The sequence below is a fragment of the Sporolactobacillus sp. PKPK-6 genome, from assembly GCF_056678885.1.
Map to the genome: position 1 here is coordinate 121,466 of NZ_JBWXPA010000002.1, position 20,892 is coordinate 142,357.

At 41.0% G+C, this 20,892-nt stretch carries 27 protein-coding genes and 1 pseudogene; 14 read left to right on the plus strand and 14 right to left on the minus strand.

Annotated features, from left to right (window positions below):
• The first annotated feature begins 78 nt into the window (after positions 1 to 78).
• Complete coding sequence (locus tag AC1MBV_RS11450) at positions 79 to 780, plus strand: hypothetical protein (protein WP_255745333.1); 702 nt, start codon at positions 79 to 81, stop codon at positions 778 to 780.
• A 123-nt stretch (positions 781 to 903) separates the two neighbouring features.
• Here the strand turns inward: AC1MBV_RS11450 and AC1MBV_RS11455 are convergent, their stop codons facing one another.
• Together AC1MBV_RS11455 and AC1MBV_RS11460 are read right to left on the minus strand one after the other, a co-directional pair.
• Positions 904 to 1,206, minus strand: coding sequence for a rhodanese-like domain-containing protein (locus AC1MBV_RS11455; protein ID WP_255745336.1), 303 nt, complete (start codon positions 1,204 to 1,206; stop codon positions 904 to 906).
• Between the two features lie 44 nt (positions 1,207 to 1,250).
• Complete coding sequence (locus tag AC1MBV_RS11460; RefSeq protein WP_255745337.1) at positions 1,251 to 2,543, minus strand: MDR family MFS transporter; 1,293 nt, start codon at positions 2,541 to 2,543, stop codon at positions 1,251 to 1,253.
• A gap of 176 nt (positions 2,544 to 2,719) precedes the next feature.
• Here AC1MBV_RS11460 and AC1MBV_RS11465 point away from each other — a divergent pair.
• A pseudogene (locus AC1MBV_RS11465) lies at positions 2,720 to 3,596 on the plus strand (DMT family transporter).
• Between the two features lie 276 nt (positions 3,597 to 3,872).
• Complete coding sequence (locus AC1MBV_RS11470) at positions 3,873 to 4,997, plus strand: CDP-glycerol glycerophosphotransferase family protein (protein WP_480948337.1); 1,125 nt, start codon at positions 3,873 to 3,875, stop codon at positions 4,995 to 4,997.
• Between the two features lie 31 nt (positions 4,998 to 5,028).
• Here AC1MBV_RS11470 and AC1MBV_RS11475 read toward each other — a convergent pair whose 3' ends face one another.
• Both AC1MBV_RS11475 and AC1MBV_RS11480 read right to left on the minus strand, forming a co-directional pair.
• Positions 5,029 to 5,595: an NAD(P)H-dependent oxidoreductase gene (locus AC1MBV_RS11475; RefSeq protein WP_480948338.1), complete on the minus strand. Its 567-nt coding sequence runs from the start codon at positions 5,593 to 5,595 to the stop codon at positions 5,029 to 5,031.
• A gap of 173 nt (positions 5,596 to 5,768) precedes the next feature.
• Positions 5,769 to 7,019, minus strand: coding sequence for a L,D-transpeptidase (locus tag AC1MBV_RS11480; RefSeq protein WP_480948780.1), 1,251 nt, complete (start codon positions 7,017 to 7,019; stop codon positions 5,769 to 5,771).
• A 386-nt stretch (positions 7,020 to 7,405) separates the two neighbouring features.
• On the opposite strand from AC1MBV_RS11480, the gene AC1MBV_RS11485 reads away from it, so the two are divergent.
• Positions 7,406 to 7,708 carry an iron-sulfur cluster assembly accessory protein gene (locus AC1MBV_RS11485; RefSeq protein ID WP_480948339.1) on the plus strand — a complete coding sequence of 101 codons (303 nt, stop codon included), beginning with the start codon at positions 7,406 to 7,408 and terminating at the stop codon, positions 7,706 to 7,708.
• A gap of 79 nt (positions 7,709 to 7,787) precedes the next feature.
• Here AC1MBV_RS11485 and AC1MBV_RS11490 read toward each other — a convergent pair whose 3' ends face one another.
• From AC1MBV_RS11490 to AC1MBV_RS11500, 3 genes are read right to left on the minus strand one after another with little or no spacing between them, the layout of a single operon-like run.
• Complete coding sequence (locus tag AC1MBV_RS11490) at positions 7,788 to 8,447, minus strand: DUF6320 domain-containing protein (protein WP_255745344.1); 660 nt, start codon at positions 8,445 to 8,447, stop codon at positions 7,788 to 7,790.
• Between the two features lie 3 nt (positions 8,448 to 8,450).
• On the minus strand, positions 8,451 to 9,719 hold the full coding sequence (locus tag AC1MBV_RS11495; protein WP_255745346.1) for a condensation domain-containing protein: 1,269 nt from the start codon (positions 9,717 to 9,719) through the stop codon (positions 8,451 to 8,453).
• Entirely contained in the window at positions 9,720 to 10,622 is a 903-nt protein-coding gene (locus AC1MBV_RS11500) for an alpha/beta hydrolase (protein WP_480948340.1), read from the minus strand.
• Between the two features lie 161 nt (positions 10,623 to 10,783).
• On the opposite strand from AC1MBV_RS11500, the gene AC1MBV_RS11505 reads away from it, so the two are divergent.
• Positions 10,784 to 11,623, plus strand: coding sequence for an aldo/keto reductase (locus AC1MBV_RS11505; protein WP_255745349.1), 840 nt, complete (start codon positions 10,784 to 10,786; stop codon positions 11,621 to 11,623).
• Between the two features lie 126 nt (positions 11,624 to 11,749).
• Here AC1MBV_RS11505 and AC1MBV_RS11510 read toward each other — a convergent pair whose 3' ends face one another.
• Positions 11,750 to 12,058, minus strand: coding sequence for a DUF6506 family protein (locus AC1MBV_RS11510; protein WP_255745351.1), 309 nt, complete (start codon positions 12,056 to 12,058; stop codon positions 11,750 to 11,752).
• A gap of 519 nt (positions 12,059 to 12,577) precedes the next feature.
• Here AC1MBV_RS11510 and comGC point away from each other — a divergent pair.
• The 6 genes from comGC (at position 12,578) to AC1MBV_RS11540 (ending at position 14,786) form a co-directional block, all read left to right on the plus strand.
• The gene (gene comGC, locus AC1MBV_RS11515; protein WP_255745352.1) at positions 12,578 to 12,904 is read left to right on the plus strand and encodes a competence type IV pilus major pilin ComGC; all 327 of its coding nucleotides are present in this window, start codon (positions 12,578 to 12,580) and stop codon (positions 12,902 to 12,904) included.
• Positions 12,885 to 13,343 carry a competence type IV pilus minor pilin ComGD gene (comGD, locus tag AC1MBV_RS11520; protein ID WP_480948341.1) on the plus strand — a complete coding sequence of 153 codons (459 nt, stop codon included), beginning with the start codon at positions 12,885 to 12,887 and terminating at the stop codon, positions 13,341 to 13,343. The genes comGC and comGD overlap by 20 nt, the downstream gene beginning before the upstream one ends.
• Positions 13,327 to 13,656, plus strand: coding sequence for a hypothetical protein (locus tag AC1MBV_RS11525; protein ID WP_480948342.1), 330 nt, complete (start codon positions 13,327 to 13,329; stop codon positions 13,654 to 13,656). Before comGD ends, AC1MBV_RS11525 begins: the two co-directional genes overlap by 17 nt.
• Positions 13,653 to 14,093, plus strand: coding sequence for a competence type IV pilus minor pilin ComGF (gene comGF / locus AC1MBV_RS11530; RefSeq protein ID WP_480948343.1), 441 nt, complete (start codon positions 13,653 to 13,655; stop codon positions 14,091 to 14,093). Before AC1MBV_RS11525 ends, comGF begins: the two co-directional genes overlap by 4 nt.
• Positions 14,068 to 14,478: a competence type IV pilus minor pilin ComGG gene (gene comGG / locus AC1MBV_RS11535; protein ID WP_480948344.1), complete on the plus strand. Its 411-nt coding sequence runs from the start codon at positions 14,068 to 14,070 to the stop codon at positions 14,476 to 14,478. The genes comGF and comGG overlap by 26 nt, the downstream gene beginning before the upstream one ends.
• A gap of 104 nt (positions 14,479 to 14,582) precedes the next feature.
• Positions 14,583 to 14,786, plus strand: a complete 204-nt coding sequence (locus AC1MBV_RS11540; RefSeq protein WP_480948345.1) for a YqzE family protein — start codon at positions 14,583 to 14,585, stop codon at positions 14,784 to 14,786.
• Between the two features lie 43 nt (positions 14,787 to 14,829).
• On the opposite strand, the gene AC1MBV_RS11545 is transcribed toward AC1MBV_RS11540, so the two are convergent.
• From AC1MBV_RS11545 to AC1MBV_RS11555, 3 genes are all read right to left on the minus strand, one after another.
• Positions 14,830 to 15,552 (minus strand): class I SAM-dependent methyltransferase, encoded by a 723-nt coding sequence (locus AC1MBV_RS11545; protein WP_255745362.1) that lies wholly within the window; start codon positions 15,550 to 15,552, stop codon positions 14,830 to 14,832.
• 136 nt (positions 15,553 to 15,688) lie between these two features.
• Complete coding sequence (locus AC1MBV_RS11550; protein ID WP_480948346.1) at positions 15,689 to 16,321, minus strand: MBL fold metallo-hydrolase; 633 nt, start codon at positions 16,319 to 16,321, stop codon at positions 15,689 to 15,691.
• 40 nt (positions 16,322 to 16,361) lie between these two features.
• Positions 16,362 to 17,336 carry an ROK family glucokinase gene (locus AC1MBV_RS11555; RefSeq protein ID WP_480948347.1) on the minus strand — a complete coding sequence of 325 codons (975 nt, stop codon included), beginning with the start codon at positions 17,334 to 17,336 and terminating at the stop codon, positions 16,362 to 16,364.
• A gap of 200 nt (positions 17,337 to 17,536) precedes the next feature.
• Between AC1MBV_RS11555 and AC1MBV_RS11560 the strand changes: the two genes are divergently transcribed.
• Positions 17,537 to 18,385: a hypothetical protein gene (locus AC1MBV_RS11560; RefSeq protein WP_480948348.1), complete on the plus strand. Its 849-nt coding sequence runs from the start codon at positions 17,537 to 17,539 to the stop codon at positions 18,383 to 18,385.
• A gap of 5 nt (positions 18,386 to 18,390) precedes the next feature.
• On the opposite strand, the gene AC1MBV_RS11565 is transcribed toward AC1MBV_RS11560, so the two are convergent.
• The 3 genes from AC1MBV_RS11565 to rpmG form a co-directional block, all read right to left on the minus strand.
• Positions 18,391 to 18,546 carry a hypothetical protein gene (locus AC1MBV_RS11565; protein WP_255745369.1) on the minus strand — a complete coding sequence of 52 codons (156 nt, stop codon included), beginning with the start codon at positions 18,544 to 18,546 and terminating at the stop codon, positions 18,391 to 18,393.
• Between the two features lie 55 nt (positions 18,547 to 18,601).
• Positions 18,602 to 19,183: a 5-formyltetrahydrofolate cyclo-ligase gene (locus AC1MBV_RS11570; protein WP_480948349.1), complete on the minus strand. Its 582-nt coding sequence runs from the start codon at positions 19,181 to 19,183 to the stop codon at positions 18,602 to 18,604.
• Between the two features lie 148 nt (positions 19,184 to 19,331).
• The gene (gene rpmG, locus AC1MBV_RS11575; RefSeq protein ID WP_255745372.1) at positions 19,332 to 19,481 is read right to left on the minus strand and encodes a 50S ribosomal protein L33; all 150 of its coding nucleotides are present in this window, start codon (positions 19,479 to 19,481) and stop codon (positions 19,332 to 19,334) included.
• A 292-nt stretch (positions 19,482 to 19,773) separates the two neighbouring features.
• Here rpmG and AC1MBV_RS11580 point away from each other — a divergent pair, with 292 nt between their 5' ends.
• A complete protein-coding gene (locus AC1MBV_RS11580; RefSeq protein ID WP_253065607.1) occupies positions 19,774 to 19,980 on the plus strand; it encodes a hypothetical protein in 207 nt (68 codons plus the stop codon).
• The gene (locus AC1MBV_RS11585) at positions 19,977 to 20,525 is read left to right on the plus strand and encodes a hypothetical protein (protein ID WP_480948350.1); all 549 of its coding nucleotides are present in this window, start codon (positions 19,977 to 19,979) and stop codon (positions 20,523 to 20,525) included. Before AC1MBV_RS11580 ends, AC1MBV_RS11585 begins: the two co-directional genes overlap by 4 nt.
• Positions 20,526 to 20,892 lie beyond the last annotated feature (367 nt).

Consider the following 20,892-nt stretch of genomic DNA (forward strand, 5'->3'; position numbering starts at 1 on the left):
TTCTAAAAGATGACCTACTGCTTCCTTGCAGCTATAATTGGTTTATCTTGCCTAATATGATCTTGGAGGCTGCCACTCATGGCTGTTGACGATTTATATGAAGAAAAGTTGAGAAACCTAAGATGTGATTTTGAACAGAACAAACCGCAATCTATTCTGGATCGAATCCGCATGCTGCCCAGCAGCAGAACCCTTATTGAAAACAACGGGTTCGCATTGCTGATGGCTGTCATCGCCGATCAATCGGTAAAGTCAGAAATCGCTTGGAATCTTCCTAATAATTTAAGTAAGCGAATTGGTGCTGATCACTTCAATCCGCAATGGATGATTGAAAATAACTCAGCCGTCCAAAGCGCTATTGCTCAAAAACCGGCTTTGCATCGCTTTCCGAAGAAAATTTCTGATTATATCTTATCTTTATCGTTTGTCATTAATGACCACTATCATTCAGCAGACCAGCTGCTGCATCATTCATCAGATTATCGCACATTTGTTGCGGCGATTAAAGAGGTATCCGGAATTAGTGATAAAAAGGCAAATTTCTTATTTTTGATTCTTTCTCTCGATTTTGATTATCCGTTTATTAACAAGGAGCAGAGTGAAGCTTTGTTCGACTCGCATTTGGAAAAATGGCTCACCGCTTATTTTAATCGAAAAATCAGCAAAACGGAGGCAAACCGAATCTGCAGAGAGGTTTCTCCGGATAATCCCGCATTGCTCTGCCCCTATCTATGGAAGTTACATCGAAACGAACAAAGACGGCTCACAAATTCAAAGTGAATTTGAGCCGTCTTTATATTATGGCTTGTACTCATTTATAAAATGAAAAGTTACAACTAGTGATTTAACCGGATAACGATTTTTTTAGCTAGTCAATCGGTTGGCTGAATTTTTCTGGATCAATTAATAGGTAACTTGGCCATCCCAAGCGACCATTCCGCCGATCATATTTTTCACGTTATAGCCGTTTGCGGATAGCAGCTCAGCAGCAAACGCACTTCTCACACCTGCATGACAAACGAGAACATGTTCTTTCGTTTTATCAATTTGATTCATCCGCGACTGAATAATGTTAACCGATATATTAACTGCGCCGGGAATGTGCCCCTCATTAAATTCATCAGGTTCGCGTACATCAATGATGCTGGCGATTTTACCTTGTAAGCGCAATTGTTCCACTTTCTCAGCAGTGATTTCATTATACATTATATAGTCCTCCCAATCGTTCATTTATTCATTAGCACTTAATTTTACATTTCAGCATTTTTTGGTTCAACCCGCCGCGAAATAGTCCGTTTATCGACATGCGGCAAAATGGCCATGTAAAGTACGGTTCCGGTAAGTCCAATAACAGTGATGATCAGTGCTGTTGCAAGGGTTGATAAATAGGTGCCGATCATGATTGTTGCAGACGCGATCAGCATAGCAAGATTATATTTCAAACCGTTAATAGCCATATATATGCTCCGTGCATTTTCCGGCGGAATGGCCGCGGCATAGGATTGTTCTACCGGCACTCGAAAGACTTCGCCTACTGTTAGGATAAGCATGAATGTGACCAAAAGCCAAATATTATCCGTGTAGGCAAGCACGCCATAACCAATCGAAAAAAGTGCACAGCTGCCAATTAATGCTGTTTTATCATTCAGACGTTTACTCACACCCGACACAAATAACATGAGCAGTGCAACAAGTATCGTATTTTCACTGCGTAAAAAGCCAAGCATCGTTAATCCGTTGACCCTCCAGAAAAGAAATGACTGTGTCGGCATCTCCTCACTTAGACGAATTCCGATATAATTGGTCAGCTGCAGCTCCATTGAAAAAACGAGAACTCCGGCAATGACAAAAACGATGAAAAGCCGGTCCTGAAATACCCTGTGATAGCTGGAAAAAATATGTAATAGATGCTTATTTAACGACATTTGACTAGATTGATGATGAACATGGCTCTCTTGAATAAAGAACGCAACGAGAAAAACAACCCCTAGTTCCACAATACACAGAGCAACAAAGAGTTCGAATAAATAGTGCTGGAACAGTAAAGCGCCTAGAATTCCGCCAATGGCAATGGACAAATTGTTCGCCCAATACGTAATTGAATACATCAATTTACGCTGCTCCGGTGTGCTGACGTCGATCAGCATCGCATCATTAGCCGGTCCGGCAAGTCCCCAAGAAATGCTATTAACAATCATCATCATGAAGGTAAGTCCTGCCGATTCAAAAAAAGGTGAATTACTGACCATCATAACGGCAAATGCTGCAAAACGAGCGCATTCTGCATAAAACATTACTTTTTTTCGACCGAATTGATCCGATAAATAACCACCAATGAACGAATTTGTGATACCAATAAAAATGTTAATGAGCAACAATAAACCCGTCGTTTTTGCACCAAAATGCTGTGCTAAATATATGGTCATAAAAGGAAAAATCATCCCGCCTACAAACCGGCTGGTAAATGTTTCAATGATTCTTATTTTAATATTTTTGTGGAAGTCACGGAATCGCAAATTATGCCTCTTTTCTCTTAGATGCATGGTTTGTATTGATCATACTGTTCATTTTTAGAAAATGTGCATCAGGTCAACCAGTATACCATTACTTGATATTTTTTGTAACAAAAACTCAATGGTTTGCTAAATTTTTATGATAGAATCAATTTATGCATCTTTTGTCCAAACATCAAGAACGGAAGTGATTTTTTTTGGAAACAATGAACCGCAAGTACCTATATATTATTCTTTTCTTTGCCGCTTTCTCGCTTTCTACATCAGCTATTTTCGTAAAATTATCTGACGCCCCGTCGACGATTATTGCCGGTTATCGCATGCTTATCTCAACAGTCGTACTTTTGCCCTTTCTCCTATTCAATAAATCAAATCGCTCAGCATTACGAAAACTGTCCAAAAAGCAATGGTCTCTCGGCATGCTTTCCGGATTCTTTCTTGCTGCTCACTATGCCCTGTGGTTTGAATCGCTCAGATTCACTTCTGTCGCAAGCTCAACTGTGCTTGTCACCCTGCAGCCTTTGTTCGCTTTTATCGGAGGCTATTTTCTTTTCGGGAAAAAACTAACTCGCCAATCACTATTTGGTGGGCTTCTAGCGATCACAGGCAGTGTAATCATTGGTTGGCAAGACTTTCAGATAAGCGGTGTCGCTCTTTTCGGTGACTTACTCGCATTTATTGCCGCCGGATTGATTACCGGATACTTTTTTCTCGGCCAAGAACTTCGCAAAAAAACTGTCCCTGCTTCCCTATGCGATTATTGGCTATGGCAGCAGTGCACTCTTTCTCTTCACTTATTCCGTGATCAGTGGATTCTCGTTTACTGACTATTCTGCAAACAATTGGTTATGGTTTGTATGTCTCGCTCTCATTTCAACTATTCTCGGACAGACAATTTTCAATTGGCTGCTGAGATGGCTCAGCACATCTACAATATCTATGAGTATCGTTGGCGAACCGGTTGGAACCTGTATCCTTGCTTACTTCTTCTTAAGGCAAAGCGTCACCTTGCAGCAAGCCATTGGCATCACCACCATACTTGCAGGTATCGCGATCTTTCTAATGAAAAAGAAGCAGACATAAATTTAATAAATGCTATATTTATCTAACTACTGTCACTTTATAAACTGCCCGTATTGCTGAAAATTCCTCGTTTAATCCCTTTTCCGATTAACTTTTTCAAAGCTTAAAAATCAATCATCATGAGCAATCTGATTGACCTGAGTTCCTCGTAATGCCCATACTGAATTAAAACGAATATCTATTATCTGCAATCCTAAAAGGACGGAATCCAAAACGATGCTTGCCAAAAAATCATTTTTATCACGTAGAAAAGGGTTCTTACGCTACTTGCCGGCTATGCTCTTGGCGGTACTGCTGAAGCCATTATTCTTCATTTACTTTAAAAAGAAAAAAATCGTGTTGATTGGCGGACATTGTGGTGAAAAATACGCGGATAACGCAGCCGCATTACATCGCTTTCTAATCAAAAATCACCCGGAGTACACGGTTTACTTTGGTTTGACTGATCGTAATGATACGCTTATGCGTACCATCGGAGGACCGACTTATCAGTTGGGTTCTGTATGGAATTATCTTCTTTATGGCTATGCCGTCATCTGCTATTATTCGCATTCACTTGAGTCTGATGTAGCTCCGGAGATTGATTTCACTCCTTTCGCCCGTACAAAATTGATTAAAGTGTATTTAGGGCATGGAATCGATGGTCTAAAACGTAACCTGTTTATTTTCGATACCCGACACAGTAATTATTTTGTCTGCTCCTCAAAGCAGGAAAAACTGATCAAGAAAAATGAATGGGGAATTCCGGAAAATAAGTTAATCGTCACAGGACTGCCGAGATACGATGAACTGTATCTCAAACATGATCAACCATCGACACTGACTATTCTTTACATGCCGACGTGGAGAGAATGGTTGAATGCCGATCAAAGCTTTTTCTTCAGCGATTTCTATAAACATGTGTCTGCATTGCTAAATAACCAACTGTTAGAACAAACGCTGCTGCACTACGGCTATCACTTAAAAGTTATGCTGCATCCTTTCCTCCATTCTGTATTTAAAAAGTTTATGGAGCAAAATCATCGTCTTCATTCCGTGTATTTTTGCAATCCTGATGAAGAGATTCAGAAATTGATACTCAGAAGTGATGTGCTGATCACTGATTATTCCAGTGTCTCATGGGACTTCTACTACTTGGACAAGCCTGTGCTCTTCTATCAATTCGATCAGTCCGAGTATTTGGAAAAACGGGGATCCTACTTGGAGTTTTCAAAGGATCTGTTTGGCAGTGTCACGTATAACGCTGACGATACAGTAAAAATGCTGGGTGAAATTCTCTCACTCAGCAAACACTCAGATTATTATCAAAACAAGATCAATCAGAAAAACCATTTTGATTTTTATGATACAAACAATTGCCAACGTGTCGTTCAGCAAACCTTGCCAAATCTTAGAACATAAGAAAGGAACAGCGATTTTTCACCGATCGAGTTTACCCTTTGAAAATTTGGATCAAGTGCTTTTTAAGCTGGTTCGCATAGACTGATGCGTTGGGATTCTTTATAACATCATGAAAAGATATACTCGGCAGTTTCGTTAAACCGACAAAATTTTGAGTATCGTGAAACGCAGAGAGCGCATCATCGACAGATCGGCCGTTAAAAAAAGAGTCGGCATTGCCGAACACTTCCTTCGGAGCATTCCAGGTGGTTGACACAATATAGCATTTCCCGTTGAACAAACCACCTCTGCCATATTCAGGTGCGCTTGAATAAAACATACCATAGCTATAGACATCTTCAATGTACCTTTTAAGTACAGCAGGAGCAGCAAACCAATAAATCGGAAATTGAAAAAGAATAAAGTCGGCCTTCTTCCATTTATTCTCTTCTTCGTTTACATCATATCCGTCCGCAACAGTAGTTGCCAGTATAGTGAATCCCTTATCCTTCAAATAACCGGCAGCAGTGTCTGAAAGAAACGTGTTTAAGTCACCTTTTGCAACATCATTGTAACGAGTGTCCATACCATTAATAATGAGCACAGTCTGATTTGACAAGATATGTTCCCCCTAACCGTGTCGTTGTAACCATTTTATTATCTCTCTATTGACTAATTCAGTAAAGCGCTATCATCTCTTAAAAAGGATGTTATGCAGAACATAAGCAAAATGAAACAGAGACCGCCTCATCAAAAAGATAGATTGATGAGACAGTCTCTTCAGATTCAAGATTAATAGATAATTACCGGCTCGTTTTGTTCGAGATTATCATAGACGGTTTTCATTACGGACGGAGGTGTATTGACACAGCCGCCTGATCCCTGTGTTAAGTATGCATCCTTTTTCCAGTTTCTTCTCCAGCTGGCATCATGAAAGCCACAACCGCTGAGTGTAAACGGTGCCCAATAGTCAACTTTTACCGAATAATGTGCGTTGCCGGCTTCGCTTCCTTCCAAAGTAGAAGGAGATTCTTTGTACATGACGTACCAAAGACCCTTTGGTGTATCTTCATTTGTATCATGTCGACCGGTCACTACATCTGTAGTAATGACGAGTTTGCCATTTTTATAGATCCATATTTTTTGTTCGGCAATAGATACTTCTGCATAGCTTGTTCCAATTCCGTTATTCGTCGTGTTATGGTAACCGATGCCGTAGGTGCTGTACCCAACACCATAGACATTGTAGGCTTTCAGTGACGTTGTTCCATTTTCAAACGCCTTCTGAATCCGGTCGGTTTCTTTACTTACGTTCAGCGCCCATCCATAGGATTGGCCCTGAACAGAGATAATTTTGCCTGTATGCGTCTTAAATTGAAATTTCTTATTTAAGGTCGATTGATTATTATTGATTTCTTCGATCTTATTTTTCAGCTCACTTGGATCAATCGTCACTTTCATCTTTGATGTTGCTTTTGCATTTTTGATCAACTCACTTGCATTTAAAGCGTAGACTTTATTTTGAACCGAATAATTTACACTCTGATTCATGAGCGACTTAAGTACTTTAGTTTCATCTTTAACTATTTTGCTATCTTCCTTAATTGGGTGCAGACGCGATAACGTTAGATGGATTTCACTGTTATACTCCTGTTTGTCATAATCGCTCATGATTTTTTCTATATCATATTGCTCGCCGGCTTCACTTTTAGATACCTTTAGATCACCATCTTCTATGTAAGCATAGGCGTCTTTAGGTGCTTTCAATTTTTTATTTAATTGTTTTAGCCGGTCTTCCACTTGTTTCTTCAGTGTGCTTGATCGATAATCGTCTTTTTCTGCTGGATTTAGTGCATAATTATTTGTCTTGAATGATGGTACCCATGTCTGTTGCTTTTTAAAAACTCGATTTACGGCTGATAAATCTTGTTTCGTAAATTTAGCTACTGTGTTCTTACCGTTGATGATCTTCTCATCTCCAATAAAGACATCATTTTTTAGGGTTTGCGAAGCCAATTTACTCACTACCTGTTCGGGCTTCAGATGTCCGACTTTGACACCATTTATCGTTACATTCGCATTAAAATGTGTCGCCTGATAGTAACCCATAATTCCAAAAACTAATGCCGCGATAATCACGACACTGCTACTTATAATAATGACATTACGCTTCAGAATGATCGCTCACCTCAAAAAGTATCAATTTAACAATTAACGTTCCATGTTATGTTTTGGTTTCACAAGATATTCGTTATCTATAAGATATATGAGTGGAAGCAATTTAACAAGAATTTATTAATAGAGAAGTTTCAGATAAACAAATGATATTTCAGCATCCATTGGAAAATATGGCCTTTTTGCACGACTTTTTCTTTCCAATTATGGCATAATAAGACAGTGATCTAGAAAATAAAAGAGGCGAATCGATAATGAAATGCAAAGTCAATCGAAATGCAGCAAAAGTAATGAAAACAATGCTTGAGAATGAGGATGCGCAAGGACAAATGCTGCGTGTGATCGTGACAGAGAATCATGGAGATCATGCCCATTATGCATTGACTTATGGGGTACCGACTGAACACGATGAAATTGTTTCTACAGACAAAGGAATCGACGTCCTATTAGATAAACGTGAGGCGCTCCTTGATGGCGTTTGGATTCAATTTTTTTATGTCCCTGAACCAGGATTTGAAATCATTAATCCATCAAAAGGAGATCACAACCATTTCTAATGAGACCGCAAGCACATGATACATGCGATTGTAACCAATGCGGGAACTGATAAGAACTTTTTCCTCATTGAATCAATCCTTATACATGAAAATTTTTCGCAATCTCCTGTAGTACGTTCTTACCTTCAAACAAAATGAGTGCCGATAGAGACAGTACACTTAGCGAAATACAAATAACGGATGGAATGATAAATCCGACTTGCCCCGTGAAGTAGAGGATAAGCGGTACAATTCCAAATACAATGTCGATGATAAAATAGACGATGTAATCCTCAGCCGGCATTTTCGTGACCTTAGCAATAATTGCAAGTGAAATCATTGCAACGCTGCAGGCAATAGGTATCACATAATTCAGCGACCATCCTCGCCAACTGGTAAACCAGTCCCATCCGAGGCTTAAGGCTGATAGAATAAAGACCTGAGCAGTGATGTTATTTGGGATATTGTCTTTTTTTTGCAGTGCATAAATCAAGCTGATCCAGAAACATCCGATTCCCACGGCGACAAACAGCGACCAAAAACCGCTATCAGGAAGAATAAGGTTGACAGCAACACATAGGACGCCAATCATAATAGTCACGAAAATCAGCAGTTTAAAAAACAGTTCGTACTGTCTGTAAATGGTGGGAACGAAAGGATAAAGCTCTTCTTCATCAGTTCCTGACAGCCTGCTTTGACACAAAGGACAATTTGCGTCTTTTCCACGAATGCTTACTTTGCATTTTCCGCAATATTTCATGTCTTAGCTTTCCCCTTCCTTCATATTACCCGTGGGACTCGTTGTGATTTCAACTTCAGCGCCCATACTCGTTAAGGTTCGAAAAAATCGTCTCTGAATCTCCGAACTGACAAAAGGTGATGAAAAACTGATACTCAAGCGATCTTGAAAAGAGCACATGCAGACTTGAAGTTGATTGCTCCCGTAACAAATGTCAAAGGATCGGATAAAGGCCTCCAACTCCTTTGGCATAGAAACAATGCCAAGATTTGAAAAACCGGCCGTCTTCCTGCGTGCCGCGTAGTGATAAGCCACTTTTAATGCAGGATCCTTCACGATAAGTGGTGTGATACGAGCAAAAATATTATGTTCCACCGCCGAATACGTTTCAATCACCTGAGAAAGCTTCTCTTTGGATAACCCAACACGCAAGTCATCACTGATCTTCTTCACAACATCCTCAAATGTCCCGTCATGGTGCCAGTAATCGTATCCGATTAACAGGACACTGAAAAAATTCCGTGCTGAAGCGGAAGGGAAATGGCTGCGCAGATTAACAGGAATATCAAGAACAATCGGCCTTTTCTTTGCCCGTTCGGGAACCGTTTCACTAATGGCATTCATCAGGCAAGCAGCTAGAAAAACAGTAAGTGTCGTGTGATGACGATGTGCCGCATCAAGCAATGGCTGAATTTTGATCAAGCCAGTCATGATTTTCAACCGATCCTCAGGGTATTTGTGACCGCGCAGACGACAAGCAAATACTCGTCTTGTCTGTTTCTTTCTTGAAGAACCCCGATAGTATTTGCGAAAACTATCGTCACTCATCTGCGTTGCTGAGGCATCGAAGTCTAGGCTCGGTTCATCTATTTGATGGTATTGAGACAAATACTTGGTAATCAGCGTCCGAAGAAAGTGCATCGCTCCCGTTCCATCCGAGAGCACATGGTAAACCTCCAAATTGATTCGATTTTTAAAGTAGCTCACATCAAAAAGCAGATTTTTGCTGTTTTTTCTGTACAGTGCCGCACATGGTTGCGTATTTTCCTCATGAACAACCGGCTTTCTATTCGTATTTTCAAGATAATACCAAAAGAAGCCGCGTTTCAATACCGACTGATAAACACGAAAAATTTGTATGGTTTCATCGAGCGCACTCTGCAAGCTCACCGGATCAATTTGTTCGTATAATTCGCAGGAGATTCGGAAAACCTGCGTGTCCGCTTTTTGTGCGGCGGCAGGAAAAATAAGTGCCGCATTATCCAGACTGCTCCAATTATGGTCCGTATTCATTCACTCCTTAAGAAATACATTGATCAGTTGATAACACTGTTCCACTTGAGCGGTTTGCAGTGAAAAAGAAAAAAAACCATGCAGAGCGTCTTTTATTCGATAAACAGCAACATCATTGCCAAACTCTTTTAATTTCTCTGCATAAGCTTCTCCTTCGTCCCGAAGCGGATCCAGTTCAGCAGTAATTATTAATGTCTTAGGCTGACCTTTCAGGTGATCAGATAACAGCGGTGCGAAATACGGACTGTTCCGATCCTCCTTATTTTGAACATACAGATCTTGATAATCCTGTATCTTCTTGGATGTCAACAAATAATCTGTACCGTTTTCGGTGATCGAAGGAAATGGAGAAACCTCGCTATGATCATTATAGGTAGACGGATAAAGCAATATTTGCTTCTCAACCTGAAACTCCTCTCGATCGGCCGCCATGAGACTGACCGCCGCAGCGAGCGACGCGCCGGCACTGTCACCCATCAGTACGACCTTTTCACCAGATGCTTCGAGCGGCTTGTCGTATAAAAAAAGTTCTCGGGCAGCCTGGTAGCAATCCTCAACAGCGTAAGGAAAAGGGTACTCAGGCGCGCGCCGATAATCCACCGAGAGCACCCGACGACCCGTCCTATCAGCAATATGAGCACAAATTTTAGTATAGCTGTCTATCGTTCCGCTCACCCATCCGCCGCCATGAAAAAAAAGGATCATTTCTTCTGTCTGGAGTACTTTAGGTGCAAAGAGTCGAACCGGTAAATCATAGCCATCAATCGTTATTTTATGATCCCACATTTTAAATCGCGGGTTAAACGATAAATGCAGGAGATTATTAATCATCCGGTCAACCCGGTAATATTTTTTAACATTTAACTCCATACGAGAGATCACCTTCAGCATCGCTCGTATCATTGGATTGATTGCGATCCGAATCAGCACCTTTCAAATGCACAGATATAGTTATTGTATCATCCTGCTCATTCGTTTGACAGAAGGTCATTTAATATGCACTTTGTTAGACTTGGAAAAATGAGGATGTTAAACTTAATGTGATGAAGGAGGAGAACTATTCAATGACAACCATTCCACAAAGAACACTTAACGATGGATTAGTATTGCCCGCTGTTGGTTTCGGTACATACCAACTCAACGGCGCATCAGGCATTAATTCCATATTAAGCGCAATTGACACAGGTTACCGTTTACTTGATTCAGCATTTAATTATGAAAATGAAGGTGCGCTTGGTGAAGCTGTACGCCGCAGCTCCGTATCACGTGAAGAATTGATCATTACCTCCAAATTACCCGGACGTCATCATAAATATGATGAAGCAATAACGACAATCCAAGAATCTCTCTTTCGTGCAGGGCTGGACTACTACGATCTGTATCTGGTCCACTGGCCGAATCCAAGCAAGGACTTGTATGTGGAAGCATGGCAGGCATTAATTGATGCACAGAAATGGGGCTTGATCCGCTCAATCGGTGTCTGCAACTTCTTGCCTGAGCACTTGGATCGACTCATTAAAGAAACGGGTGTCACCCCAAGCGTCAACCAGGTCGAACTGCACCCTTATTTTTCACAGGAAAAGCAGAGAGCCTATGACAAGGAACACGGAATTGTAACTGAATCCTGGAGTCCATTGGGGCGGGCAAATAAGTTGCTTCAAGATCCAAGCATTAAAGCAATTGCGGATACACACGAAAAATCCGTGCCACAAATTATTCTGCGCTGGCATTTACAACTCGATGCGTTGCCGTTGCCAAAATCGTCTTCACCAAAACGCCAATTGGAAAATCTTTCTTTATTTGATTTCTCACTCAGCGATGAAGAGATGCAAACCATCGGCAGACTAAGTCATCCGGATGGACGAACCTTTGATCAAGATCCCGCTCGCTATGAAGAATTTTAATGAATTTCAAAAGAACGACTGAATGGGCTTTATGCTCGTCAGTCGTTTTTTTATAAAGAGTTAGAGGAATAGTGTAAGTGCGACGGCGACTTCGCCAGAGGTTTGGCAAAGCCAAGTTTTCTAATATTAACTGAATATCTCGTCACCGTTCTTAAATCCAAGGCCAGGATGGTGATCAAAACGCACAACGCCAACTGAAGCCCTTCCCCTTACTGCTGCAGCAACCCTGCCAACGCCTTCATTGCCAAATCCACCGCAAAGTTCGATTGCCTCTACTCCTATATCTGCTAATTCAACCGCCGCTTTTACCGCTTCATCATACGATTTTACTCCGACAACGTTCAGTTTGATCACCGGCGTGTCAATCAGTGCTTTCGCTTGTGCTGTATCAATTTTTGGTCCGATAAAAAGAAAAGCTGCTTTTACTTCTGCCATTTCTCTCATCCTCTCAAAATATTAATTTCCCTATTTAGCATAGCATTAATGTATACGTTTACAATGTGATCTAATTCATAATTTTTATCTTAATTAGGTCACTCAGTTACCATGACATTGTTCAACTATTTGCCACATAATTTCTGTTTATGGAAAAGGTAATTGTCAGATGGTGTCGAATATTTTACATAGTAAACTATCTTTTTTGAAATCAAATAAATATTATGGAGGTGTTCCCATCCTTAGCATTCATATTCCAAATTAGTGAAGGAGTTGATACAACGTTCAGATTCTCACTTTGCGAATACCATCATTTCTTTCTTCTTTGCTTCTGCTTTTCACCCAACCACTTTTGCAACGCTCTCACTTGAAAAAAATTCCACTTTTAAAGTCCAAAAATAGGTAACTGTTGCTGCTGCATCAAGCACATCTGTAAAACAATTTCAACGTTCCAATGAGCTTCCATAGAGATTTTCATATACACTCCACTTTACATCCCACTATAAAGGAGTTCTTCGCATGCTAAAAATTTTCCGTAAATTCATTTTTATGTCACAACGCGGATTCACACTAATTGAAATGATGATCGTATTGTTTATCATATCCATCTTGCTTTTAATTGCGGTTCCGAATATGACCAAATCAAATGATGTTGTGATGAATAAAAGTACTGATGCAACGGTTAAGCTTGTTCAAAGCCAAATCGCCGCCTATCAAATGGACCATGATGGAGCTCTGCCTGAAAGTCTTGATGACCTCATGCCCGACTACGTCAACAGTATCAAGTCCTCAGATGGTACACCACTGAATTATGATGCGTCGACCGGTGAAGTCAGTGTACCATAAAGCATCCTTGACACAAGATTTTGGATACACGCTGATTGAGGTATTGATTGTCCTATCAATTGCCTGCATCATTACCCCTATATCTTTTCTTGCTTTTTCCCATCTATCTGATGAAGTCACGCTCAAACATTTTATGAGTGAACTTGACGAAAAAATTCATGATACACAGATTGCCGCAATAAGTGAATCTGACGTCCCTCGGATTGTCTTTAATAACCCTGAACATTTTTATTATGTTTCGTTTAAGAACCGAATCGAACGCATACAAATGAACCCTCGAATTACGATCTACAGCGGCTATCAAGAGAATTCGATCATGATTAATCAGTTGGGGCATTTTACAAATATAAAGACATTCACTATAACATTGGGAAGCATTCGTTATCGACTCGTATTGCTTCTTGGTCAGGGAAGATATTACTATGAAAAGACAATGTAATGAACGTGGACTTTTTCTCCCCGAAGCGATGACCGCACTCGCCATTTTCACTATACTGATCCTTACTGCCGTTCCTTTATTAGTACGCGTAGATCAAGAACGGCAGCTCATCAAACAGAGCCATGAAGCGATCAGTTTGCTAAGCTATCACTTAATGTCGTGGAAATCGAATGGAGCGCTGTCTGCTGAACCGGAAACCTCACTAGATTTCCACATTGAGTGGATCGAACAAAACGAACACTCAGCATATTTGAGCATCAGTTGGGATTACGAAGGACGCAAGCATAAGATCACTGGGGAAGCCAAACGATGAAGAATCAAGCGGGATATACTTTGCTGTCTATGATGCTGGCCCTCTCTATTTTCCTAATTATTATTAGCCTTGCAATTGGTGTGACTCAATTTATGAATCAGCGATTTCAACTACGACTGGATACACAAAAGGAAACACGCATATTTTTCATGCAAACGGCAACAGAATTACATTTCTCTCAACACGTATCTTGTTCAACTGATCATCAGACGCTGACTATGAAAAAAGGTACAGACCGTGTAAGTTACACATCTTTGTCAAACGGACGTATCATCCGTCAGGTGAACGGCGCGGGTTATGAAATTGTTCTTCAGCAGGTCAAACATGCAGCGTTTCATTCTGACGGTGAATTTGTTTCAATTCGCGTAACAGATAAAGCAAACCGAAATTATTATTGGGATGATCGACTCTATGTCAAGGATGATGCCGGTGATTAAAGGACGTCAAAGTGATCAGAACGGATTTGTTTTACCATTAACGATGGTCTTGTCGCTCATACTGCTCGCTTTTGTATTCCATGCACTGCTGGTGCTGACAAGCGATCGGAAATTTTATCAGCATTCATATGCTCAATTTCAGCTTCAACAAATACGTGAATGCGCGCTTATTGATTTTGAACACGAACTAGAGCAGCGATCGTTATCCGGACAAGGAACACTCATTTATCGCAACGGCACTGTCGCGTTTAATGTTACAGAAAATGAAGAAACAGTGATCATTAAATTTAAAGTTATTACTGACGATCGTAAAGAGATCGATCAAATCACTTATTCCAAAAAAAGTGGAAAACCAATCAAGTGGTCGGAACAATTAAACCAATGAACTCCTGTCTTCGAACGTCAAAAAGTAATTATGCTTGTCGATCATGAATCATCCGTTCTCTTTTTGGGCAAAATGAAACTAAAAAAGAGAAGGGGCAAGTGCTCATGAAATCCGAAGATTATGTTCGTTTTTTAACCGAGCAGTTTGTTCGCTATATGGAAACGCCTCGTGAAGAAAGAGAGAAGGCGCGCATGGAACATAAGGCGAAACGCCCGCCATTACGCAACCAGCTTTTCGGACAAATTCCCAATGCGATTGAGAGTTACACGGAGCAGATCAGCGAACACTTAAAAAAAAGAAAAAAATGACCCGGATACGTTTTGTTCGTATGCCGGGCATTTTCCGTTCTATTTAGTCACTTGGCTTGCTCATCGTGAATACGCGGTACGTAAGCACATCTTTAAATTTCTGCATCATTTGCATATGTTCAAGCCAAACTTCAATTGCTCCTTCATCAATGATGCTTGTCAAATTATAGGTTGGAAGTACGTCCCCTGAATGTGTTTTAATTTCATTGGCATGAAAGGATTTCAGGTTAATGAATCCTGCACTCTTCCAAATAGACAGCCACTCGTTTTCAGTCCGAACATCGCTCACACCGTATACAGATTCGATCAACCGTTTATCTTGCTCATTAGGCTGCTTCTCGACAGTCATTTCTATTGCAGCAAGCTGACCCTCAGGCTTCAATACTCGATAATATTCAGGCACTGAAAGCGATACATCGGTAAATGCTGTTACGGATTCTGACAATAAATAATCAAAATAGTTGGATTCAAACGGCAGTTGTTCAGCAGAGGCTAGAACAATTTTTGGAGCGGAAGTACTCACTGCCGCACGAGCCTTTGCGCGTTTCACCATACCCGGATGCAGATCAATACCTGTTACATCAGCATGCAATTTCTCGGCGATGAATACCGTGGTCGCACCGGTACCGCATCCTACATCAAGCAGGCTGCTATTCTTCCTTATTGACAGCTGCTCAATAATCGCTTCGGTCAGGCCATGACCTCCTGGATGTGCATTATCGACAGCCAATTTCGCAAGGAAATCAATATATCGATGGTTTGGCACACTACATACCTCCTTCGCTGCTTCTCATACTGCCTATCTTATGAAAAGCAATGGTTAGGTGCGCCTGCACTATGAAAGAAAAACAACGGCCCAGCCAATTATTATGGCTGAGTCGCTGTTTTTTGTATGTTTATATTTATGTCAAAAATGGATTGTTCTCCGCTTCGTCTTCGATTGTTGTCGATGGTCCGTGACCAGGACAGACTACAATTTCATCAGGAAGCGTCATGAGTTGCGTTCGGAGGCTCGTCAGTAGTTGGTCATAATCTCCGCCATATTGATCTGTGCGCCCAATACTTCCTTTAAAAAGTGCATCACCGCAAAAAACAACTTGATCTTTTTCAAAATAAAAAGATACGCCACCAGGGGAATGGCCCGGAGTATGCAGAACGGTGAATGAGAACGGACCAATGATTATTTTTTGATGATCCGTCAGCAAATGATCCGCCTTACGTGCCGTAATTGAACCAGTCACAGGAAAATAAGCGGATCCATTCTTTTTCGGATCTTGCAGCCAATCCGCTTCATTCTCATGAAGGGAGACAGAGAGGTTCCAATGATCCCGTACATCATCCAGCGCGCCAATATGATCAAAATGTGCATGCGTCAGTAGAATGGCAATAGGATGCAACTGTTCTCGTCCAATGATGGACTTAATCTTCTCAAATTCTCCTCCAGGATCTATGATCAAACATTCTCTTGTTGTCTGATCAAACACCAAATAACAATTTGCTTGAATCGGACCAACGGGACATACAATCCATTTCATAGAAACCGACCTTTCTATTCAGTAACGCAGATCATTTAATTTAGTTTATGGCATTCTGCTTGATTTTCTGAATGCAGAGCCAAGCTGCACCGATGACACCTGCATCATTGCCTAATTTGGCAAGGTTGATCGTGCATGCGTCAAACACTCGCGGCAATGAAAAGCGCTTAAAATAATTAGTCAGCGGATCAATAAGTGTATCCCCTGCATGTGACACCCCGCCACCAATAACAATTTTTTCCGGATTGATGGTCACAGCAATTGATCCAAGGGCAAATCCGAGATAATAAGCTGCTTTTTCGGCGACCGTTGAGGAGAGAGGATCCTTCTTTGCAGCACAGTTAAAAACATCTTCAGCAGTAATGTCTCCTTTACTTTCAAAAATATCGCGAAGAATACTCACTGAGTCATTATAGTCAAGAGCGTCTAAAGCCAGTCTTCGAATGCCAGTCGCTGAAGATACTGTTTCAAGACAGCCTGTTTTCCCGCAGTTGCATGATGCGCCATCAGTTGGCATAACCGTGATATGTCCGATTTCACCCGCCATGCCGCTCACACCGTGCAGAATCTCACCATCACAGATAATGCCCCCGCCAACGCCTGTACCCAGTGTCACACAAATCAGGTTTTTAGCGCCTTGTCCGGCGCCGAGCCACATTTCTCCAAGTGCTGCCATGTTTGCGTCGTTATCAATCACAACCGGCAGTCCTATTGACTGCTCCAGCTCTTCTTTAAGCGGATAATCCTTCCAGCCTATATTAACAGCTTGATAAATAAAACCAGTGTCCATATTGATAAAGCCTGGAGCACCAATTCCAACGCCTCTAACTGTTGAACGTTCTAAATTAAATTGCTGCATTTTTTTAAGAACGCTTTCACTAATGTCGGAAGCAATGTGTCTCCCATTATCAATCGTATTCGTAGCGATTGCCCATTTGTCGATCATTTTCCCATGATCATCAATCAGAGCCATTTTTATTGTTGTACCGCCTAAATCCACACCAATATTAATCATATAAACGCACCGCCTATCAGAATAAATTCATCTTTTCATTTTCTCGCAAAAATCGATGTTTGCCAATATGTAACTTGTTAAGATTTATAGAAAAATAGTACTTGCTGAATCCAATCAACGAAATCAGTCCTGTCTTGGTCATGAAACGGACAAGTTTTGAATAGAGTAGACTATAGGTCTTGTCCGGAGGTTGTCTGATTATGCGCCCTAAAAAAGTACAAATCCTTACCCTGCTTATCACGGCAGCTGCTGTATTTTCATTGCTTGTTTTTCCATTTCTGCTTCTAGATCGTCCAACCATTACTTATTTCCCTGATAATCCGCGCATCAGCTTTGTAACAGCAGCGACGCATCTGGAATTTATTCCCGAGAATCAGCTTTTACGTATGCGAACTGCATCTGAAACGAAAGAACGCAACGATCTAATGCAGGATTTTTCTTTATTGTATCGTAATAATCAATTGGTTGCCATCGTAAACCGCTGGCAAAAAAATGTGCGGCAATTGTCTTCTTCCAAAGAATTGGACATGCTGCCGGGATTTTATGTTGGACTAACTGTTCACCAAGCCGAACAGCACATTGATCAATCGATTTTCGGTAAGGAACAGCTCTCCCAAGATTATCTCATGGCCATTAAAACAAATGGATCATTCCATCTTTATCGCGAACCGAGAACGCCGGAGGAAGCGAATCGACTTAGTAAGTATACACGTGAACTTGGCGTAAGTAGAGAGCAAATGCTTCGTCGTGCGGCCGCACAGTATGGCTTTCAAGTATCCGATTATCGAGTTATCCCTTTGGACGCATTAACCGGCGATTCGCTCACACATATTTTCCCTTTTGGAAAGGAAAAAGCTGAACGAATCACCGGTCAATTATGGGAAGGCCTTTATAAAAATTATGTACGCGGCATTCAACTTACTCAAACGCAGGCTGAATCCCCGCTCGGGAGTACGATGCCGCTTTTATTAGTTGCGCAAGATCATATGCTGATTATATTTGAAACAGCAAATCAGCAAATCGTTCTACTGAAACAAAATTTTTCTTGATCTCATCATTCAGATTCGTGCTGTTTCTGAATATGCTTAAAGAAAAGAAGATGTCCGGCAGCCAACAGGGCGAACTCAAACAAAATTTGCCTTCGCTTCATAAGAAATAAGGCTGTGAATGCCCATAGAATAGTCTCGATGATCACATTTCTTTTTGCCACACTAAGCACCCCGCTCTCAACTTACTCTGCTTAGTGTGGCTTATGAGCTTGGCTTTCATTCCGTTTCTTTGCTCGTATCATAAATATTCTTCTCGGTGATCATCCAATCCACACGCTGATCATGTGGTTCAATCGGTATGTCACCAATCATTTGACTTTCAAGTAATAAGGATACCGTGACCCCCTCATAGTCAGAGAGAAGCCGATCATAATAACCTCCGCCATAGCCGATTCGATACCCTTGATGATTAAACACAATCCCAGGCACAATAAGTAAATCAAGTGAGTCCTGAGTAATTGCCTCTGTTTTTGATGTATTCGGTTCCATTAAACCGAAAAAACCGGATTCCAGCTGGCTGAAGGTTTGCAATTCATAAAACGACAAAGTGCGGTTGTTCGGATTACACTTTGGGACAGCTACACGTTTTGCTTCAGTCCAGGCCTTTGTGATAATTGCCATCGTTTCTATTTCTCGGCCAATCGATAAGGTTACCCCAATCGTCCCTGCTCCATGCCACAACGATGTTGCAAACAAACGATTTCTGATCTGCTTACATTTTTCCGTAAATACATATTCATCTATTCTATCCATCTCATGGAGTATTCGGTTGCGTACTGCTTTTTTTTGTTTGTTCATTCTGTCCTCCATAGTTGAGATCTGATGAATTTAGAGCGATTGTTCAAAGACTGCGTTTCTCAAGTACAATGGGACAATTCAAGTCGTCCATACAAAAAGCCGCAAAAAACCCATAAGAGGTCCTTCACGGCTCTTTATTCAATCCATCTTACTTTGTTTCGCGATAAGTCACATATCTTCTCAGTTTTGGGCTGTACTTTTTCAGCTCAAGACGTTCTGGGTTCTTTTGTTTGTTCTTCGACGTGATGTAATCGCGATCACCGGTTTCGGTATTTTCCAAAATAACCTTAACTCGCATATTTATCCCTCCATTGCACTAAAAATCATCGTGTACAAAAACATACACTTTATCTTAACAAAAAATATCGAATGCTTCAACCTTTTATAAACGCATGTTCCCTTTTATTTTTAAATTGTTTATAGCCGTTCTTCTCAGTTTCCCCCAATTTTTACTATTTATTTTACAATCTTCTTTCTTTTTCGCCATAATTCTTCCGTAACCATAGGAGATGTGTTATAAATAACTATGGTGATTGTCATGTGATCGTTACATCGCATGAACCTCAGACAATGGTGAGGGGGGTAATGAATTGGGGTTTGTCATCTTGATACTCATGATTGTTGGGTTGACCGCACTTGCTGTTTCTTACTATAAGCAGGACAGTATTAAACAGGTAGAAGGTCAGCTTGAAGAAAATTCCATAACAATGATGCAAGAACTGTACAAGGTAAAGAAAAAAATTCGTGTGCTCGAAGAGGAAATCATGCTCGGGGACCAAGATCATTCTAAAGGGTGAACGCATTGACAAAAAATGAAATACGCGGTTTTGCCGCCGGCATCTTGCTGACATGCGCCGTTTTTGCTTTCTTCTATTACCTGATTTTCAATCAGGGAGAGCAGAAACCGGTAAAGGACGTAGCAAAGCAAACGCCGTTGACAGAAGCAACCGTAACTCAATATCTTGCCAGCCATCACCGTAAAGCGATTGATCTTGATGCCTACAATCAATGGCTGAGTGATACCCAGAAAGCTACGGAGCAAGCAAGCAAAGAAAAACCGAAGACGGACAGTGACAGCAGCAAGAAAAGCAGCGATAACTCTTCATCAAAGGCTAAGAAAACAACGTATAAGCTTCAAATTAAAAGTGGCATGACTCCTGGAGATATTTCAAGTGAGCTCGTTCGTGCGAAGATTCTTAAGTCGAATCAAAAACAGAATTTTGACTCCTATCTCCATAAAAATAAGCTTGAAAAATATGTACAGCTTGGCTCTTTCAGCGTTTCAAGCGATATGTCCATACAAAAGCTCGCTCAAGTAATTACGAAGAACCATAGCAATTAATTGAATAGACATTGCAAGGCAGGTTGATCAATAAATGATCAACCTGCCTTTTTGCGTACATATAGGAAGTGTCACAATTTCAAAAGTTGTACCAGAACATCACAACAGTTAACCAAAACAAATAAGAAGAACCGGGCAAAAAGCGCCCGGTCCTTAAATCATGCCGGATTTTGACTACGCTCCGGTTGCTCGCATCAACTGAACGCGACCGCGGGCAGTCCGGGAGCCTCCTCAAGCAAACTAATATCTGCGGGGTCTCCCCTGGCCTGCGATCAACAGAGCCGCTCCGCAGGAGTCTCGCACCTGCGCGTTTGGCTCACAACCTTTGGCTTTGGCGAAAATCATATACTTTCTTTCCTTGTAAAAA

Coding starts and splice junctions, on each gene's coding strand:
- AC1MBV_RS11510 (WP_255745351.1), bottom strand. CDS start 12,058: ATGGCAGAAGTAAAAGCAGCTTTTCTTTTTATCGGACCAAAAATTGAT.
- rpmG (WP_255745372.1), bottom strand. CDS start 19,481: ATGCGAGTTAAGGTTATTTTGGAAAATACCGAAACCGGTGATCGCGAT.
- comGC (WP_255745352.1), top strand. CDS start 12,578: ATGCTAAAAATTTTCCGTAAATTCATTTTTATGTCACAACGCGGATTC.
- AC1MBV_RS11495 (WP_255745346.1), bottom strand. CDS start 9,719: ATGAATACGGACCATAATTGGAGCAGTCTGGATAATGCGGCACTTATT.
- AC1MBV_RS11560 (WP_480948348.1), top strand. CDS start 17,537: ATGCGCCCTAAAAAAGTACAAATCCTTACCCTGCTTATCACGGCAGCT.
- AC1MBV_RS11540 (WP_480948345.1), top strand. CDS start 14,583: ATGAAATCCGAAGATTATGTTCGTTTTTTAACCGAGCAGTTTGTTCGC.
- AC1MBV_RS11455 (WP_255745336.1), bottom strand. CDS start 1,206: ATGTATAATGAAATCACTGCTGAGAAAGTGGAACAATTGCGCTTACAA.
- comGG (WP_480948344.1), top strand. CDS start 14,068: ATGTCAAGGATGATGCCGGTGATTAAAGGACGTCAAAGTGATCAGAAC.
- AC1MBV_RS11555 (WP_480948347.1), bottom strand. CDS start 17,336: ATGATTAATATTGGTGTGGATTTAGGCGGTACAACAATAAAAATGGCT.
- AC1MBV_RS11490 (WP_255745344.1), bottom strand. CDS start 8,447: ATGAAATATTGCGGAAAATGCAAAGTAAGCATTCGTGGAAAAGACGCA.
- AC1MBV_RS11485 (WP_480948339.1), top strand. CDS start 7,406: ATGAAATGCAAAGTCAATCGAAATGCAGCAAAAGTAATGAAAACAATG.
- comGF (WP_480948343.1), top strand. CDS start 13,653: ATGAAGAATCAAGCGGGATATACTTTGCTGTCTATGATGCTGGCCCTC.
- AC1MBV_RS11450 (WP_255745333.1), top strand. CDS start 79: ATGGCTGTTGACGATTTATATGAAGAAAAGTTGAGAAACCTAAGATGT.
- AC1MBV_RS11505 (WP_255745349.1), top strand. CDS start 10,784: ATGACAACCATTCCACAAAGAACACTTAACGATGGATTAGTATTGCCC.
- AC1MBV_RS11470 (WP_480948337.1), top strand. CDS start 3,873: ATGCTCTTGGCGGTACTGCTGAAGCCATTATTCTTCATTTACTTTAAA.
- AC1MBV_RS11500 (WP_480948340.1), bottom strand. CDS start 10,622: ATGATACGAGCGATGCTGAAGGTGATCTCTCGTATGGAGTTAAATGTT.
- AC1MBV_RS11460 (WP_255745337.1), bottom strand. CDS start 2,543: ATGCATCTAAGAGAAAAGAGGCATAATTTGCGATTCCGTGACTTCCAC.
- AC1MBV_RS11550 (WP_480948346.1), bottom strand. CDS start 16,321: ATGAAATGGATTGTATGTCCCGTTGGTCCGATTCAAGCAAATTGTTAT.
- AC1MBV_RS11570 (WP_480948349.1), bottom strand. CDS start 19,183: ATGAACAAACAAAAAAAAGCAGTACGCAACCGAATACTCCATGAGATG.
- AC1MBV_RS11525 (WP_480948342.1), top strand. CDS start 13,327: ATGAAAAGACAATGTAATGAACGTGGACTTTTTCTCCCCGAAGCGATG.